General features: G+C 67.1%; 14 protein-coding genes, 1 tRNA gene and 2 riboswitches. Of the genes, 3 read left to right on the top strand and 12 right to left on the bottom strand.

All coding sequences use genetic code 11. The features are described from left to right. Positions 1-122: 122 nt before the first annotated feature. Positions 123-737 carry a nicotinamide riboside transporter PnuC gene (gene pnuC / locus M9902_RS10640; protein WP_343231884.1) on the bottom strand — a complete coding sequence of 205 codons (615 nt, stop codon included), beginning with the start codon at positions 735-737 and terminating at the stop codon, positions 123-125. Next, a complete protein-coding gene (locus tag M9902_RS10645; protein WP_297222878.1) occupies positions 734-2,908 on the bottom strand; it encodes a TonB-dependent siderophore receptor in 2,175 nt (724 codons plus the stop codon). Before M9902_RS10645 ends, pnuC begins: the two co-directional genes overlap by 4 nt. 60 nt (positions 2,909-2,968) lie before the next feature. Beyond that, a riboswitch (TPP riboswitch) is annotated at positions 2,969-3,064 on the bottom strand. A 190-nt stretch (positions 3,065-3,254) separates the two neighbouring features. On the opposite strand from M9902_RS10645, the gene M9902_RS10650 reads away from it, so the two are divergent. Beyond that, positions 3,255-5,546 carry a heavy metal translocating P-type ATPase gene (locus M9902_RS10650; protein WP_297222880.1) on the top strand — a complete coding sequence of 764 codons (2,292 nt, stop codon included), beginning with the start codon at positions 3,255-3,257 and terminating at the stop codon, positions 5,544-5,546. A 27-nt stretch (positions 5,547-5,573) separates the two neighbouring features. Here the strand turns inward: M9902_RS10650 and M9902_RS10655 are convergent, their stop codons facing one another. Together M9902_RS10655 and M9902_RS10660 are read right to left on the bottom strand one after the other, a co-directional pair. Next, the gene (locus tag M9902_RS10655; protein WP_297175572.1) at positions 5,574-6,926 is read right to left on the bottom strand and encodes an ATP-binding protein; all 1,353 of its coding nucleotides are present in this window, start codon (positions 6,924-6,926) and stop codon (positions 5,574-5,576) included. Then, positions 6,923-7,588 carry a response regulator gene (locus M9902_RS10660; protein ID WP_297222882.1) on the bottom strand — a complete coding sequence of 222 codons (666 nt, stop codon included), beginning with the start codon at positions 7,586-7,588 and terminating at the stop codon, positions 6,923-6,925. Before M9902_RS10660 ends, M9902_RS10655 begins: the two co-directional genes overlap by 4 nt. Positions 7,589-7,785: 197 nt before the next feature. Here M9902_RS10660 and M9902_RS10665 point away from each other — a divergent pair, with 197 nt between their 5' ends. After that, positions 7,786-8,073, top strand: coding sequence for a PepSY domain-containing protein (locus tag M9902_RS10665; protein WP_297175576.1), 288 nt, complete (start codon positions 7,786-7,788; stop codon positions 8,071-8,073). Next, a complete protein-coding gene (locus M9902_RS10670) occupies positions 8,070-8,618 on the top strand; it encodes a cytochrome b/b6 domain-containing protein (protein ID WP_297222884.1) in 549 nt (182 codons plus the stop codon). Before M9902_RS10665 ends, M9902_RS10670 begins: the two co-directional genes overlap by 4 nt. Before the next feature lie 122 nt (positions 8,619-8,740). Beyond that, positions 8,741-8,908, bottom strand: a riboswitch (yybP-ykoY riboswitch). 206 nt (positions 8,909-9,114) lie between these two features. On the opposite strand, the gene ychF is transcribed toward M9902_RS10670, so the two are convergent. The 8 genes from ychF to M9902_RS10710 all read right to left on the bottom strand — a co-directional run bounded on the left by ychF (position 9,115) and on the right by M9902_RS10710 (position 16,267). Next, the gene (gene ychF / locus M9902_RS10675; RefSeq protein ID WP_297175580.1) at positions 9,115-10,206 is read right to left on the bottom strand and encodes a redox-regulated ATPase YchF; all 1,092 of its coding nucleotides are present in this window, start codon (positions 10,204-10,206) and stop codon (positions 9,115-9,117) included. A gap of 99 nt (positions 10,207-10,305) precedes the next feature. Next, positions 10,306-10,890: an aminoacyl-tRNA hydrolase gene (pth, locus tag M9902_RS10680; protein ID WP_297222887.1), complete on the bottom strand. Its 585-nt coding sequence runs from the start codon at positions 10,888-10,890 to the stop codon at positions 10,306-10,308. A gap of 105 nt (positions 10,891-10,995) precedes the next feature. Continuing rightward, complete coding sequence (locus tag M9902_RS10685) at positions 10,996-11,655, bottom strand: 50S ribosomal protein L25/general stress protein Ctc (protein ID WP_297175584.1); 660 nt, start codon at positions 11,653-11,655, stop codon at positions 10,996-10,998. A gap of 239 nt (positions 11,656-11,894) precedes the next feature. After that, positions 11,895-12,854: a ribose-phosphate diphosphokinase gene (locus M9902_RS10690; RefSeq protein ID WP_297175586.1), complete on the bottom strand. Its 960-nt coding sequence runs from the start codon at positions 12,852-12,854 to the stop codon at positions 11,895-11,897. Between the two features lie 133 nt (positions 12,855-12,987). Beyond that, positions 12,988-13,063: transfer RNA gene (locus M9902_RS10695), tRNA-Gln, on the bottom strand. Then, entirely contained in the window at positions 13,042-13,935 is an 894-nt protein-coding gene (gene ispE, locus M9902_RS10700; protein ID WP_297175588.1) for a 4-(cytidine 5'-diphospho)-2-C-methyl-D-erythritol kinase, read from the bottom strand. The genes M9902_RS10695 and ispE overlap by 22 nt, the downstream gene beginning before the upstream one ends. After that, the gene (locus M9902_RS10705) at positions 13,932-14,573 is read right to left on the bottom strand and encodes an outer membrane lipoprotein LolB (protein WP_297175589.1); all 642 of its coding nucleotides are present in this window, start codon (positions 14,571-14,573) and stop codon (positions 13,932-13,934) included. Before M9902_RS10705 ends, ispE begins: the two co-directional genes overlap by 4 nt. Next, the gene (locus tag M9902_RS10710; RefSeq protein WP_297175591.1) at positions 14,570-16,267 is read right to left on the bottom strand and encodes a tetratricopeptide repeat protein; all 1,698 of its coding nucleotides are present in this window, start codon (positions 16,265-16,267) and stop codon (positions 14,570-14,572) included. Before M9902_RS10710 ends, M9902_RS10705 begins: the two co-directional genes overlap by 4 nt. Between the last annotated feature and the right edge of the window lie 40 nt (positions 16,268-16,307).

The following is a 16,307-nucleotide window of genomic DNA, read 5'->3' on the forward strand; positions in this document are numbered from 1 at the left end:
CTCCTGGGCGATTGGCTCGCCGAAGGCGGGATGGACGCGCCGATTCTGACACATCCGATTGCGAGGATTCGCGAGCCTGTCTGCGCGAGGCCATGGCCGTCCGGCGCACAATTCGATCGCGCTCAGTCCGGCGGCGCACTCCCGGCGGCGGGGCCCGAGGCTGCTTCCACATGCGCCTGCTGCGCCGCGCGGCGCCAGTCGCGCAGGCCCTTGGCGGCCAGCACCACGAAGCCCGCGTACAGCACGGCGGTGACGAACAGGTGCTTGTTGATGAACATGCCGATGTAGACCAGATCCAGCACGATCCACAGCCACCAGGTGGCGGCGTGGCGGCGGTTCTGCCAGAACTGCGCGACCAGGCTCAGGGTGGTGAGCATGGCATCGAGCCAAGGCAGGGCGGCCGGGGTGTGGGTGGCCATCAGGTAGCCCAGCGCCAGTCCGCAGCTGATGCCGATGGCCAGATGGATCGCGGCGGCGTTGCCCCGCAGCCGCGCCACGCGGACATGGCCGCTGCGATCCAGATGCTGGCGCCAGCGCCACCAGCCCAGCACCAGCATGCCGATCCAGATGCACTGCAGCAGCACTTCCGAATACAGCCGGGCGCCGAAATAGACCCAGATGTAGACGCTGACCGAGACCAGCCCGGCCGGATAGCACCAGGGGCTGCGGCGGGTGCCCAGCCAGACGCTGGTGGCGCTGAGCGTGGCGGCGATGATCTCGTGCAGGGGCAGGTTCACAGCGGCACGCGCAGGGTCAGACGCAGCAGGCGCGGCGCGCCCGGGAACAGGTAGTTGTCGCCCTGCGAGCTGCCGGTGTCGCGCCAGTAGAAGCGGTTGAACAGGTTGTCCACGCCGAGCTGGGCGCTGAAGGCGCGTTCGCCCCAGTTGCCGTCGTAGCGCAGTCCCGCGTTGAACACGCCGTAGGCCGGCGCCCGCAGCGCGCCGTCGGGCGTGGCCGGGTTGGCCGAAGCGTAGCGCCAGCCGCCCTGCACGGTCAGCCCGGGCAGGGCGGCCAGCCGATGGTCGACCTGGATCGTGGCGCGCAGACGCGGCACGTTCACGACCTGGTGGCCATCAAAGGCGGTGGTGCCGGTGCCCTGCGCGCGGGCGCGCACGGCGGCGAGGCTGGCATGGACGCCGGTGGCGTCGGTCAGACGGCCGTACGCCGATACTTCCAGCCCGGTGTGTACTTCCTCGCCGCGCTCGACGAAGGTGAAGCCGGCCCAGGAGGTGTCCGGTTGCGCGTACTGGTAGGGCTGGTGGATGCGGTAGAGCGCAGCTTCGAAATCCAGTTGTGGCGTCCAGCGGTACTTGAGTCCGGCCTCGATCTGGCGCGACAGCCGCGGCCCGAGCGAATCGCCGTCGTTGCTGGTCCACGACGGTGCCTGCAAGCCCAGCGACAAGCCTTCACCGTAGCTGGCGTAGACGGTGAGGGCGTCATCGGGCCGCCACAGCAGCGCCACCTGCGGCAGCGTGCGCGACAAGTGGGTGTCGCGTTCGAGCACGTTCTTCTTGCTGCGCGCCTGCTCGCTCAGGCGCACGTGGCGGGCGCCGAGCAGCAGCTGCCAGTGCGGCCCGAAGCTGAGCCGATCCAGCGCGAACAGCGCGCGCTGCCAGCTGTTCAGGCGTTGCACGCGCGGGCCGATCTGCTTGGGCGAGGGGTTGAACACGGGCGGCAGCGGGTCATTGATGTTGGCGGTGCCGATGTAATCGTTGACGTGCCAGTGGCGGTTGATGCCGCGATGGAACGCGTTGACGCCGATCGTCAGAGCGTGGCCGATGCTGCCGGTCGTGAAGCGCCCTTCCAGCGTGGCCCGCGCTTCGTCGCCGGTGCGGGTGTCGCCGGGATTGCGGTAGTCGTAGACGTCGTAGCTGCCGTCCGGCGCGAAATAGTTGGGCGGGCTGCCGGCCGCGCAGGCGGCGACGTACCAGCAGCCGTAGGCGAAGGCGACGCGGTCGTCGATCACGCTGCGGCTGCGGCCCAGCGCCAGCCGCAGCGTCCAATCGGCGTTGAAAGCGTGTTGCAGCCGCACGCTGGCATTGGTGGCCCGGATCGCGACCGGCTGTTGCCAGGGCTGATAGCCGAGCATCTGCGAACGATCGACGCGTTCGGGGAAACGGGTGCCACCCAGCAGCATGTAGCCGGAGGCCGAGCGCTGGGCGCTGTCCTGATGGCTGATGTCCAGTTGCAGTGAAGTGCGATCGGTCGGATTCCAGTCCATCGCCAGCGCGCCGAAGCTGCGGCGACCATTGGCGTGCTGGACGAAGGAATGCAGGCTTTCCCAAGCGAGATTGGCGCGCAGCCCGAAGCGCGGCGTCAGCCAGCTTCCCGCGTCCAGCGCCGCGTACAGCGAGCCGCGCGAGTCCGCGCCCAGGGTCAGCGTGCGCACGTCCGCCGGCCGCTTGCTGACGAAGTTGATCACGCCGCCCGGTTCCATCACGCCCGCCGTCAGCCCCGCCAATCCCTTGAGGATTTCGACCTGCTGCTTGTCTTCCAGCGCGATCGGTTGCTCGCCGGTCATGGCGAGGTTGTTGTTCCGGTAGCCGGTGCCCAGATCCAGCGCGTAGCCGCGGATCGAGAGGTTCTGGTAGTAGCCGACCGGCGCGTAGTTGTCACCGAGCGCGGCGTCCGCGTGCCCCAGCTCGCTCAGGCTGCGGATCTGGCGGGCCTCGATGCGCTCACGGCCGACCACGGTCACGGCGGCCGGGGTGTCGTGCAGCGTGGCCTTGCCCCAGGCATCGAGCCCATCCTTGCGCGGCGTTGCTTCGCGTTGCGCCGTCACCTCGACGCCGGGCAGCACGGTGATTTTGTCCTGCGCCACGGCAGGATCGTGCGACTGCGCATTGGCCAGGAGGGGGAGCAGGGCAAGCAGCAGCGGGGTCAAGCGCGGGGACAGCCGGGAGTTCACGTTCGCATCGCCAGTGGAGGATGGGCGAAGCGACGGCAGGCAGCCGGCCACGGCGTGGCGACTTGCCTCGATCAAGCTCCCTACGCCGGTGCAAACCGGATCAGGTTCCAAGGGTCTCTCTCAGCCCGGCCACGCCGGGCACCCCCGCTTCAGGGTGTTATTGAACCACCAATGGCGCATCGAGGCCAGCACCGATGGCGGCGCGCGCGCTCCTGCGCAGGCGGGTCGCCGACATGCGATGCTCTGCTGCGGACAGGGCCGCATGGGTGAAGCGAGACATGCACGACGGCGCGGGTGGGTCGGGGTTTGCCATGCCGGAAGCCGTCGGCGGGCGGCGGGCAATGCCATGAACTATCGCTGGCGGATCGATCTGTGGATCTTCATCGCCTGCGTGGTCGGATTGCTGACGGGTGCGGTCCTGTGGCTGACGGGCTGGCGCACGCAAGCGCAGTGGGCATGGCTGGCCGGCAGCGTGCCGGCGGTCGTCGTGCTCCTGCTCGGGATGATCGCCGCATTGCGACGCCGCGAGGCCGGGGTGGATGTGCTGGCCTTGGTGTCGATTGGCGGTGCGCTGTTGCTGCAACAAGAGCTCACTGCGGCGGTCATTGCGGTGATGCTGGCCAGCGGGCATCTGCTCGAGAGCTTTGCCGAGCGGCGCGCCGGACGCGAAATGGCGGCGCTGCTGGAACGTGCACCGCGCAGTGCCCGCTGCTATCGCGACGGGGTGCTGGTGGACGTGCCGCTGGAGGAAATCCGGGGCGGCGATCGCATCCTGGTTCGGCATGGCGAAATCCTCGCTACCGACGGCACCGTGCTGGCCGAACGCGCGGTGCTGGACGAATCGACATTGACCGGAGAACCCCTGCCGGTGACGCATTTGCGCGGCGCGACGCTGCGCAGCGGCTGCGTCAACGCCGGTGACGCATTCGACATGGAGGCCACCGCACGGCCTGCGGACAGCGCGTATTCACAGATCGTCCGGCTGGTGGCAGCCGCCCAGCGCACGAAAGCGCCTTCCGCCCGTCTTGCCGATCGCTACGCCCTGTGGTTCGTGCCGCTGGCGTTGGGTCTGGCCGGGATGGCCTGGGCGATCAGCGGCGATCCGCTGCGGGCGCTGGCGGTGGTGGTCGTGGCGACGCCGTGTCCGCTCATTCTGGCGGTGCCGGTGGCCGTGGTCTCGGCGATCTCGCGCTGCGCGCAGCGCGGGATTCTGGTCAAGGGCGGTGGCGCGCTGGAGGCGCTGGCCGCGGCGCGGACGCTGTTCTTCGACAAGACCGGCACGCTGACCGGTGGCCAGGCACAGCTGATCGGCATCGGCAACGCCGGCGTCGTGGATGACGATGCCTTGCTCGGTCTGGTGGCCTCATTGGAGCAGTTCTCACACCACGTCATTGCCAAGGCGGTGGTAACTGCCGCACAGGCGCGTGCGATCACGCTTGGGTCGGTGTCCGACGTGAGTGAGGTCCCCGGTTCCGGTGTGCAAGGGAAAGTCGATGGACGTTGGCTCGTGATCGGGGCGCACGATTACGTTTCCCGGCATGTCGATCTGCCGTCTTCGGTGGCTGAATTGCTCGAACGCACCAATGCCGACGGCACGGCTGTCGTGCTGGCTGCCATTGACGGCCACTATGCGGGCGCTTTGCTGCTGGCCGACCAGATCCGAGTGGAAACCCCGCGTGCGCTGCGGCTGCTGCGTCGCGCCGGCATCCAGCGGATCGTGATGCTGACCGGCGATCGTCAGGAGGTGGCCGAGACGGTGGCTGTCGGAATCGGTGTCGATGCAGTATTGGCCGAGCGCAGCCCGGCGGAAAAACTCGATGCGATCCAGCAGGCCAGCGTCACCGGACCGACGGTGATGGTGGGGGATGGCGTCAACGATGCGCCGGCGCTGGCGGCGGCGACGGTTGGTGTGGCCATGGGCGTGCGCGGCGCAACCGCCTCGGCCGAAGCGGCCGACATCGTGCTTCTCGCCGACCGCCTCGATCGGCTGGCCGAAGCGCTGGTCATCGCCCGGCGCACGCGCCAGATCGCCATGCAGAGCGTGCTGGCCGGGATGGGGATGTCCTTGCTGGCAATGCTGGCTGCCGCGGTCGGCTTCCTGCCGCCGCTGTACGGCGCGCTGCTGCAGGAAGCGATCGACGTCGCGGTGATCGTCAATGCGCTGCGGGTGTTGCGCGTCCGGCCATTGCGGATTTTCCGCTATCGGATGGCGCCGGAAGACGTTGCCCGGCTGCGCGCCGATCACCAGCGGTTGGCGCCTGTGCTCGACCATCTGGGTACGGTCATTGCCCGCCTTCCGGAAATGCCGTCTGCCGAGGTGCCGCCCGTGCTGGTTGACCTGGACACGCACCTGCGCGAGGAGCTGTTGCCGCACGAGAGCGCCGATGACCGCGAGCTGTATCCGGTGATTGCCGACATGCTGGGTGGCGACGATCCGCTGGCGGCGATGAGCCATTCCCATCGCGAGATTTTCCGCTTGCATCGGTTGTTTGCCGCTGGCGTTGCACGTCTGGCCGCGCATCCGGAGGATGTGGCAACACGGCGCGAACTGCAGCGCCTGCTGTACGCGCTGGATACCGTGTTGCGCCTGCATTTCGCGCAGGAAGAAGAGATCTACCAGAGTCTGTCGGCGGAGTGATGGTGGTCGTTTGGTTGAATGGGACCCTCAGCCGCCGAAGCGCACCCGAACGCCCAGTCCACGCCCGGCCATTCCGCTGCCAAGTTCGACGCATCCATCATGCGCCCGGGCGATTTTTTCCACGATCGACAGACCCAGCCCGCTGCCGGGGGAGGGTTGGCCCTCGACGCGGAAGAAGCGGTCGCGCAGGCGGTCGAGCGCCGTGTTCGCCACCCCGTCACCGTCGTCTTCGACCACCAGATGCAGCGCACCGCCTTCACGAAGGACGCGGATCGCGACGTGCCCCCCTTGACCGCCGTACTTGATGGCGTTGTCGAGCAAATTGTCGATCAGGATGGTGAGCATGTCCGGATCACCCGGCAGGATGCAATCGGATCCGGCGACCAACTCGCATTCAATGCCTTTGGCCAGCGCTTCGTCGGCGCGCCTGGCGATGGCCGAGGCGGCGAGCTGCCCGAGATCGACGGATTGCCGTACCGGAAGCGCGGTGTGTTCGAGCCGGGCGAGCAGCAGCAATTGTTGTGCGAGATGGGTCGCGCGATCGACTCCGGCAATCACCTGGCCGATCGCCTGCCGGCGGGTTGTCTCGTCCTGCGCAGCCAGCGCCACCTCCGCCTGCACCTTGATGGCGGCCAGCGGAGTACGCAATTCGTGGGCGGCGTCGGCGGTGAACGCGCGCTCCTGATCGAGTGAGCGCGCCAGCCGTGCCAGCAGGGCATTGAGCGCGCGCACCAAGGCAGCAGCCTCTTGCGGTACGCGTTCAAGCTGAAGTGGCTCAAGATTGCCGGCATCGCGTGCGGCGATTGCCGTGGACATCCGCGCTAGCGGCGCGAAGCCCTGGTGGATGCTGATCCAGACCAGCAGCGCCAGCAGCGGCAGGGCGATCAACAGAACCTGCCCCATGCGCCCGGCCAGCTCGCGGGCCGGATGATCGCGGATGGACAGGGGTTCCAGCACGGTCACCCGATAATCATGTTTGTGATCTTGCACGCTGTAGCTGCGCCAATCCTTGCCATCGATTCGGCGCGTGGCGTAGCCTTCGGTCGTGGTGTAGGGTGCATCCGGCGCATTGACGCTGTCGAGCAGCAGCCGGCCATCACTGCCCCAGGCCTGAAACGCCAGCGGTGGCGCTTCTTGTTCATCAGGAACATTGTTCGGATCGTCCTCGGTGCGGTTTTCATCCGCTTGCGCCAGGCGCGTCAGACGTTTGAGGTCCAGTACCAGCAGGGTGCGTGCGGCCTGTTGCAAGCGTGCATCGGACAGCTCGTGGATTTCCTCATGCGCCTTCTGGTAGCCGAAGCCAAGCATGACGATCCAGACCAAGGCCAGGCTTCCCAGCAGCATGACCAGCAGGCGGCGGCGGACGGAAAACGTTTTCATGCCGGCTCTCTCGGAATCAGATAGCCGACTCCGCGGATGGTGCGGATCAAGCCTGCACCCAACTTGCGACGCAGATTGTGGATGTGGACCTCGACCGCGTTGCTTTCCACTTCTTCATCCCAGCCATACAGGTTTTCCTCGAGACGGGCGCGTGAAATCGCGGTGCCGCGATGTTCCAGCAGGTGGGTGAGGATGGCGCATTCGCGCCGCGACAGCGCGATGGTGTCCGTGCCGCGCTGAACGCTCAGGCTGTCCGGAATCAGCTCGAGGTTGCCGTAGCGAATGCTGTCCACGCTGCGGCCGTGGGCACGACGCAGCAGGGCACGAATGCGGGCCACCAGCTCGCCGAGGGCGAAGGGCTTCACGAGGTAGTCGTCGGCACCGGCCTCGAGGCCGTGGATGCGATCCGGAATGGCATCGCGCGCGGTCAACACCAACACCGGCAGGTCGCTGCCACGAGCTCGCAGCCAGCGCAGGAGATCCATGCCGGGCAGCCGCGGCAGCCCGAGGTCGAGCACGACCAGCTCGTACTGTGTGGTTTCCAGCGCCAGCTGGGCGCTCTTGCCGTCTTGCGTCCAGTCCACGGTGAAGCCCGCTTGTTTGAGCCCGGCCTCAACCCCGTTGCCGAGGATGGGGTCGTCTTCAACCAGCAACAGTCGCATGGCCCGTGTCCTTGTCAACGATCCCGCAGATTCTCGCATTGGCAGCTTAAGCGGGTCTGATCGCTTCGCCGCGCTGCAGGTGACGAAAGTCTGAAGTGCCTTAAGAGTCGCTTCAGCCATCTGCGGCAAGGTGCGCCCATGCCCGTCGGGCATACCGGTCGCAGCCGGTTCCGTTGCAGACAACAAGAGGATTCATCATGCGCACTTCCCCCCTCCATTCCGCGTTGGCCCTGGCGCTTTGCGCCATTCCGCTGGCTTCGCAGGCATCGACCTATGACGGCGATTGCACCAACAAGCCGCAGTCCGAGTGGCTGAGCACATCCGAAGTCCGGGCCCGGTTCGAAGCACGCGGTTTCACCGTCGGCAAAGTCAAAGCCCACGGCACTTGCTACGAGGTCTATACCCGGGACAAGGACGGCAACAAGGTCGAATACTTCGTCAATCCCGCCACGGCCGGTGTCGTTGGTCAGGCAGGCAAGAAATGAAGCCGGCCGCCGTGATCACTGGCACGGACGCGGGCGGAACCGTGCCGGTTTGGGATCCGCTGGTGCGGATCTTCCACTGGACGCTGGTTGCGGCGTTCTTTTCCGCTTACATGCTCGGTGATGACGGTGGCACAGTGCATCAAGCGCTGGGCTATGGCGTACTCGGGCTGGTGGCGTTTCGGCTGCTGTGGGGCGTGTTTGGTACACATCACGCGCGCTTTTCCAGCTTCGTTCCGACCCCGGGCAAGCTGGTGGCCTACCTGAAGGATCTGGTGGCGCGTCGTGAGGCGCGCCATCTGGGCCACAACCCGGCGGGGGCCGTAATGATTCTGGCCTTGCTGTTGATGTTGATTGGCACTGGAACGACCGGCTGGCTGCTCAGCGATCTGTATTGGGGCAGCGAACGGGTCGAGGATCTGCATGAGGCGTTTGCCAACGGCACGCTGGTGTTGGTTGGCCTCCACGTTGCCGGCGTCGTCTTCAGCAGTCTGCGCCATCGCGAGAACCTCGTGCGCGCCATGTTCAACGGCCGCAAGCGTGCTTGATCGCAAGGGGTGTTGACGGCTTCTAGATGCAAGGAAAGGTGCCCCTGGAGTCTGCAAGTGATGCCGGCTCCAGGGGCAGGATGGGAGGCATCAAAACCCGATCCTGGATCCGGCGCCAACAAAGTAGCGGGCCGGAGATTGGACGTTCGACCAAGACGCATCCGCGGCCAGAACGGAGGTGGCGTCGTCATTGGTCTTGCCGGGCGCGGACACTGCGGACGCCATGGCCGGTGGGCCAAGTGTGTTGACGCAAGCCCCTTCGGTTGCGAAGGGAGGCCACTCTCCGAGAGCGGGCGAAAGTGCAGCAGCGGAACGCCATTACGTCATGACACGGTTCGGCGACACGGTTCGGCGACACGGTTCGGCGACACGGTTCGGCGACACGGTTCGGCGACACGGTTCGGCGACACGGTTCGGCGACACGGTTCGGCGCAAAGTCCAGCGCGAAATTCCCCTGATCGACGGAGCGGCACGCGGGCGAGTACCACGCCACCGATCAGACGTTGAAGCGGAAATGCAGGACATCCCCTTCCTGCACCCGGTATTCCTTGCCCTCGAGCCGCAAGCGGCCGGCGTCGCGGGCACCGGCTTCGCCTCGATACTTGATGTAGTCGTCGTAGCCGATCGTTTCGGCGCGGATGAAGCCCTTCTCGAAATCGGTATGGATCACGGCGGCGGCCTGCGGCGCGGTGGAACCGGCCCTGACCGTCCAGGCGCGCACTTCCTTCACGCCGGCGGTGAAATAGGTTTGCAGCCCGAGCAGGGTGTAGGCGGCGCGGATCACCCGGTTCAGGCCAGGCTCGCCCAGCCCCATGTCGGCGAGGAAGACATCCCGGTCGGCCTCGTCCATCTGGCTCAATTCTTCCTCGATCGCGGCGCATACCGGCACCACCTGCGCGCCTTCGGCCTGGGCGCGAGCGCGCACGGCGTCGAGGTGCGGGTTGCCCTCGAAGCCGTCTTCGAGCACGTTGGCGACGTACATCACCGGCTTGAGAGTGAGCAGGAACAGGTCGCGGATCGCTTCGCGACCCTCGTCGTCGAGCTCGGCCATGCGCGCCGGCTTGCCCTGATCGAGCACCGCCTGCAGCGCGTGCAGGACGGTGAGCCGCGCCTTGGCGTCCTTGTCGCCACTCTTGGCGACGCGCTCGACGCGCGCAATCGCCTTGGCCACGCTGTCGAGATCGGCCAGGGCCAATTCGGTGTCGATGGTCTCGATGTCGGCGATCGGATCGACCCGGTTGGCGACGTGGATCACGTCGGGATGCTCGAAGCAGCGCACCACGTGGCAGATCGCATCGACCTCGCGGATGTGCGAGAGGAACTTGTTGCCCAGGCCCTCGCCGCTGGCGGCGCCCGCGACCAGCCCGGCGATGTCGACGAACTCGACCGCCGTCGGCACCACCTTCTGCGGCTTGACGATCTCGGCCAACGCGTTCAGGCGCAGATCCGGCACCGGCACCACGCCGACGTTCGGCTCGATCGTGCAAAAGGGGAAGTTGGCCGCCGCGATGCCGGCCTTGGTCAGCGCGTTGAAGAGCGTGGACTTGCCGACGTTCGGCAGCCCGACGATGCCGCATTTGATGCCCATGGGAAGCCCGTGATTGGTGATTGGATAGAACCGTGATTGGTGATTCGTGATTCGTGATTGGATGTAGGCTCTCGCGAATCACCAATCACCAATCACCAATCACGCCCGCGTGTGCAAGCGCTTCATCGCCTCCGGGAAGTTGCCTGCCACCGCCAGTGGCAGCACGTCCTCGGCGGCACTGATGGCTTCCAGCATCGCGGCCTCGTCGCTGCCGCTGGGGCGTCCGAGCACCCAGGGCACCACCAGCTCCTGCCGTCCCGGTCCGGGATGGCCGATGCCGATCCGCAGCCGATGGAAGCGCCCATGCCCCAACAGGCGAATGGTGTCGCGCAGGCCGTTCTGGCCGCCGTGTCCACCGTCGAACTTGAGCCGGGCCGCGCCCGGCGGCAGGTCGAGGTCGTCGTGGGCGATCAGCATTTCTTCCGGCTCGATCTTCCAGAACCGCAGCGCGGCGGTGATCGACTTGCCGGACAGGTTCATGAAGGTCATCGGCTTGAGCAGCCGCACCGGCTGGTCGTCGATGGTCGCTTGCGCGACCGCGCCGAACAGTTTGCCTTCGGCGGTGAAGCCCACGCCCAGGCGCAAGGCCAGCGCATCGATGAACCAGAACCCGGCGTTGTGCCGGGACCTGAGGTGTTCCGGCCCGGGGTTGCCGAGGCCGACGATCAAGCGCAGTCCTGCCATCCGACGTGACTCCGCACGCAAGCCTGGCGCGCGCCCGTCCCGGCGATGGCGCACGCGAGCGCGCCATGCCGGAGGCCGGGCCCGGGCCGGGCCGGCGCCGCGGGATTACTTCGCGTCGTCCTTCTTGGCCGCCTTGGTGGCCGGCACTTCGGCGGCCGCCGGCGCCGCGGTGTCTTCAGCCGCCTCTTCCTTGGCATGCTTGGCCACGACCACGGCGACGTCGTATTCCTTGCCGAGCTTGAGCGCGGGAATTTCGACACCTGCCGGCAGCTTCAGCTTGGACAGGTGGACCACGCCGCCCACGGCCAGCTCCGACAGATCGACCGTGATCGCATCCGGCAGGTCCTTGGGCAAGCAGCTGATTTCGACTTCGGTCAGCTCGTGCATGATGACCACGCCACCGGTCTTGCCCGCCGGCGACTTCTCCTGGTTCAGGAACCGCAGCTGCACCTTGGTGCGCAGGGCCTCGTTGGCGTCCACGCGCTGGAAATCCAGATGCATGATCAGCTGCTTGTAGGGATGGCGCTGCATGTCGCGCAGGAGCACCTGCTCGACCTTGCCGTCGATGTCCAGGTCCAGCAGCGAAGCGTAGAACCACTCCTGCTGGCTGGCCAGCCAGATCTGCTCATGCTCGATCTGGATCGGCTGCGGAGCGGACTTGCCGCCGTAAACGATGGCCGGAAGCTGGGCCGCACGGCGCAGGCGGCGGCTCGCACCCTTCCCCTCGACGTTGCGGCCGGAAGCCTTGATGACGTGTTGTGACATGGTATTGACTCACTCTTGTTGCAATGGAACCGCCTCGCGGCGGAGAAAACACTCACCCGCGACCAGGTGAGTGGGGTGGAAACGTGATTCGTGATTCGTGATTCGTGATTGGAAAGAGCCAGAGCAGCTTTTGCGAATCACCAATCACCAATCACCAATCACCAATCACCAATCACCAATCACCAATCACCAATCACCAATCACCAATCACCAATCACCAATCACGTGCACGTCGACTTTCAGTCGACGTACAAAGAGCTGACCGACTCGCCGAAGGCCATCCGGCGGATGGTTTCGGCCAGCAGCTCGGCGACGCTGAGTTGACGGATCTTGCCGCAGGCCAGCGCGGCAGCGGACAGGCGGATGGTGTCGGTGACCACCAGCTCATCCAGTGACGACTTGCCCAGGTTGTCCAGCGCCGCGCCCGACAGCACCGGGTGCACGCAGTAGGCCACCACCTTGCGCGCGCCGCGCTCCTTCAGCGCGTTGGCGGCGGCGCACAGGGTGCCGGCGGTATCGACGATGTCATCGACCAGCACGCAGGTCTTGCCTTCGACGTCACCGATGATGTTCATCACGGTGGCAACGTTGGCGCGCGGGCGGCGCTTGTCGATGATGGCCAGCTCCGCATCATCGAGGCGTTTGGCGATCGCGCGCGCGCGCACCACGCCGCCGACGTCGGGAGAGACCACGATCACCCCTTCGGTGCCGTGCACGCGCCAGATGTCGGCCAACAGCAGCGGCGAGGCATAGACGTTGTCGACCGGGATGTCGAAGAAACCCTGGATCTGGTCGGCGTGCAGGTCCACCGTCAGCACCCGGTCGGTGTCCACCGCGCTGAACATCTTGGCCGCCACCTTGGCGGTGATCGGCACCCGCGAGGAGCGCGGGCGGCGGTCCTGACGGGCGTAGCCGAAGTACGGCACCACCGCCGTCACGCTGGCCGCCGAAGCGCGCTTGAGCGCGTCGATCAGCACCAGCAGTTCCATGAAATTCTCGGCGGTCGGCGCGCTGGTGGGCTGGATGACGTAGACCTCCTGCCGGCGCACGCTCTCCTCGATCTCGACCTGCACCTCGCCGTCAGAGAACCGGCTGACCAACGCCTTGCCCGGGCGCACGCCCAGCTCATGGCACACCGATTCGGCCAGTGGCCGATTGGCGTTGCCGGAGAACACCAGCAGATTGGGGCTGTCTTGCATGACGGTGATTCGGGATTAGTGATTCGGGATTAGTGATTCGGGATTAGTGATTCGTGATTGGTGATTCGTGATTGGAAAGAGCCAGAGCAGCTTTTGCGAATCACCAATCACCAATCACGAATCACCAACAAACTGGCAGGGGCGGCAGGATTCGAACCTGCGCATGCCAGGATCAAAACCTGGTGCCTTAACCGCTTGGCGACGCCCCTGTGGTGTATTGCGCCACTGCATCCAGCAATGGCGACCTGTCCGCGCCGCGCGCCAGCCGGGCGTTGATGCCCGCCGGCAGCGCCGCCAGCGCCTGCTGCGCGGATTGCCGATCGGCAAATTCCACGAAGCAGCCGCTGCCCGAACCCGTCAAACGCGGCCGGCCGATGCCTGAAAGCGCCGCGAACAGGGCCTCGACGGCCGGTTCACGATGCCGCAGCACCGGCTCGAACGCATTGCCGAGCTCGGCTCCGGAAAGAAAGCTGGCTATTGTCGCGGGCGGCGCATCGCGCGTCAAATCAGCGGCCTGGAACAATTCAGCGGTTCCGGCATGAACGCCGGGGCTGGCCAGCAGGTACCAGGCTGGTGCCAGCTCCAGCGCATACAGCCGCTCGCCGATGCCCTCGGCCCAGGCATTGCGGCCCCGCACGAACACCGGCACGTCGGCCCCGAGGGTTTGGCCCAATGCCGCCAGCCGTTCTTCGTCCAGGCCCAGGCCCCAAAGCCTGTCCAGCGCAACCAGAACGGTGGCCGCATCCGAAGATCCGCCGCCGAAGCCGCCGCCCATCGGAATGCGTTTTTCGACGGCAATCTCCGCTCCTAACTGCGTGCTGGACGACGTTTGCAGCAATTTCGCCGCCCGGACCGTCAAATCCTCCGCCTCAGCGACCCCGGAGACCGGACGACCGACGCGCAGGATGTGGCCATCTTCACGCGGGCGCAGATGCACGGTGTCGCCCCAGTCCAGCAACCGGAACACGGTCTGCAGTTCATGGTAGCCATCGATCCGCCGCCCGCTGATGCGCAGGAACAGGTTGAGCTTGGCCGGTGCCGGCCAGGCGCTCCAGCCGTCGGCGGCGGCAAACGCGCTCATTCCGCCGTCCAGCGCTCCACCGCCAGCCGCACGTGGTCCGCGCCGCGGCTGGCGAACACCCGCGCCGGCATGACTTGGCCGCTGCCAGGGTCCGCTTGCCGGCCTTCGTATTCGATCGTCCATCCGCCTTGCAGGATGCGTCGCGGCAGGCCGTCATTGCCGAATTCGATCTGCGCCGGCCCGAACGTGCCCGGTGCAGCGGCCACCGCCCGCAGCCAGCAGCCCAGCGCCGCGATGGGCACATCCCAGCCGGTGCTGTTGCGCACCAAATCAGCCGCGTCCGGGCCGCCCAGCGCGGCGCCGGAAGCGCCCTGCAAGCGTGCGCCAGCGGCATCGACATCCAGTGTCCAACTCTGGCGGCTAATCGGCGCCGACAGTTCCAGATGCAGCACGCCGGCGCCCTGCGACCAGAGGATGCGCCCGCTGCCGCCGTCGCGACCGTTGGACAGCGCCACCCGCCCGCTCAGGCCCCAGCGCGGTGCGGTGCAGTCGCCATTGGCCAACCCGAGCGCCGCCGCGCGGGCCTGCTGCAAGGCCGCCGCATCCGCTGCGGTGCCGACGGCAGCTGGCGCCGTCGGCAGCGTGCGGCAACCGGCCATCAGGAGCGCGGCCAATGCGAGTGCGAGCGGCTTGCTCACGCACCGGTTTCCTGCAGCGCGCGCAGCAGCGATCGATTCTCGGGATCGAGCTTGCGCGCCTCATCGAAATAACGGCGCGCCTCGTCCTTGTCGCCCAGGACCCACAGCACCTGCGCCAGGTGGCTGGCGATGTCCGGATCCTTCTGCAGCGCGTAGGCGCGGCGCAGGTAGTCGAGCGCCTCGGTCCTGCGACCAAGCTTGAACAACACCCAGCCATAGCTGTCGGTGATCGCGGCGTTGCCGGGGTCGGCCACCCGCGCGCGGTCGATCAGCTCGAGCGCCTCGCGATAACGGGTGGTGCGATCGGCCAGGGTGTAGCCCAGCGCGTTGAGGGTGGCGACGTTGTCCGGTTCGATCACGAGGATGCGGCGGAAGTCGGCCTCGGCCTTGGCGATCTCGTCCTGCCGTTCCCACATGATCGCGCGCGCGTAGAGGAGATCGAGGTTGTCCGGGAACGCGGCCAGCGCGCGGGCGAAGGCCTCGCGTTCACCGGGCACGTCCTTGTCCTTGTGGCGCAGGTCGGCTTCCAGCTGGTAGCCATTGCGGCGCGCGTCGTCGTCCAGCGCGGCGTCCGCCTCGATGGCATGCAGCGCCGCATAGGCTGCCTCCTTGTCCCCCTTTGCATGCAGGACATTGGCGCGGCGCAGACGCACCTGCGACTGCAGGCGCTCGCCCGGCACGCTGGCGTACCAGGACAGCGCCTCGTCGTAGTGCTTGAGCAGTTCTGCAATCTGGCCCAGCAGGAGCCGCCGCAGCGGGTTGGGATTGGTCGCGCCGCGCTTGAGCTCCGCGTACAGCGCGCCCAGCCCCGCCGTGTCGCCGGCCTTGTCAAGCAGGAGCGCGCGCTGGGCATAGCTGGATTCGTCCTGTTCCCCACGGGCCAGAACCTCCGCCGCCTTGGCCGGGTCGCCCAGCGCGTCGTACTCGCCGGCCAGCGCCCAGCGCAGGTTCGGCACCAGCCGCGCCGGCTCATCCAGCGCCGCCAGCACCTTGCGCGCCTCATCGAGCTTCCCGGACTGGCGCAGCAGCTGCGCCCGCAGCAACGCCACCCGCGGATCGTCGGGAAACCGCGTCACGACCTGCGCCACGATCCGGTCAACCAGCGGCTGCTGGTCGAGCCGTTCGGCCAGACCGCCATAGCCCAACCAGGCCCCAAGATCGTTCGGCAACACGCCGCCGTCGATGGCGTCCCCCAGCAGCCTGACGACCAGCTTGGGCTGCTTGCCGACCGCACCGGCCAGCGCCGCCAACGCCATCTGCCAGTTGCCATCGGCATACAGGGCACCCAGCTGGCGGCGGGCGTCCGCCGATCGGCCCGCGCGCAGCGCCAGGCTGGCGGCCAGCATGTGCTGGTCGGGCGTGGGCTGCGGGGCCAGCGCATGCCAGGTGTCCCAGGCCTGGCGCGCCAGGCTGTCCGCGTCGGCCAGCAGGGCGATGCGGGTTGCACGCTCGGCCAGCACGGGATCGCCGGCGGCCCGCGCCGCGTCGAGATAATGGCGCGCCGCCTCGGGAAGCTGCCCGCCCTGCAGCGCAAACTCGCCGGCCATGGAGGCTTCCATCGGATCCACGACCGGCCCGGCAACGGGCCTGGCCAGCCCCGCGTCATGGGCACAGGCGGCCAGCAAGCTCAGCCAGACGGCCAGCAGGACGAACCGCGAAATCAGGCGCAAGCCGGGATGCTGCGGGACAGTCATGGGTTCGACGCTACAATGCACGGTTGGACTGTCAGCTTAA

Origin of the sequence: Thermomonas sp., from assembly GCF_023953935.1 — a bacterium.
GTDB lineage: Bacteria > Pseudomonadota > Gammaproteobacteria > Xanthomonadales > Xanthomonadaceae > Thermomonas.

What these genes read in the sequence shown, in the direction of transcription:
- M9902_RS10650 (WP_297222880.1), top strand. Translation starts at nt 3,255, where the DNA reads ATGAACTATCGCTGGCGGATCGATCTGTGGATCTTCATCGCCTGCGTG.
- M9902_RS10655 (WP_297175572.1), bottom strand. Translation starts at nt 6,926, where the DNA reads ATGAAAACGTTTTCCGTCCGCCGCCGCCTGCTGGTCATGCTGCTGGGA.
- M9902_RS10660 (WP_297222882.1), bottom strand. Translation starts at nt 7,588, where the DNA reads ATGCGACTGTTGCTGGTTGAAGACGACCCCATCCTCGGCAACGGGGTT.
- M9902_RS10665 (WP_297175576.1), top strand. Translation starts at nt 7,786, where the DNA reads ATGCGCACTTCCCCCCTCCATTCCGCGTTGGCCCTGGCGCTTTGCGCC.
- M9902_RS10670 (WP_297222884.1), top strand. Translation starts at nt 8,070, where the DNA reads ATGAAGCCGGCCGCCGTGATCACTGGCACGGACGCGGGCGGAACCGTG.
- ychF (WP_297175580.1), bottom strand. Translation starts at nt 10,206, where the DNA reads ATGGGCATCAAATGCGGCATCGTCGGGCTGCCGAACGTCGGCAAGTCC.
- pth (WP_297222887.1), bottom strand. Translation starts at nt 10,890, where the DNA reads ATGGCAGGACTGCGCTTGATCGTCGGCCTCGGCAACCCCGGGCCGGAA.
- M9902_RS10685 (WP_297175584.1), bottom strand. Translation starts at nt 11,655, where the DNA reads ATGTCACAACACGTCATCAAGGCTTCCGGCCGCAACGTCGAGGGGAAG.
- M9902_RS10690 (WP_297175586.1), bottom strand. Translation starts at nt 12,854, where the DNA reads ATGCAAGACAGCCCCAATCTGCTGGTGTTCTCCGGCAACGCCAATCGG.
- ispE (WP_297175588.1), bottom strand. Translation starts at nt 13,935, where the DNA reads ATGAGCGCGTTTGCCGCCGCCGACGGCTGGAGCGCCTGGCCGGCACCG.
- M9902_RS10710 (WP_297175591.1), bottom strand. Translation starts at nt 16,267, where the DNA reads ATGACTGTCCCGCAGCATCCCGGCTTGCGCCTGATTTCGCGGTTCGTC.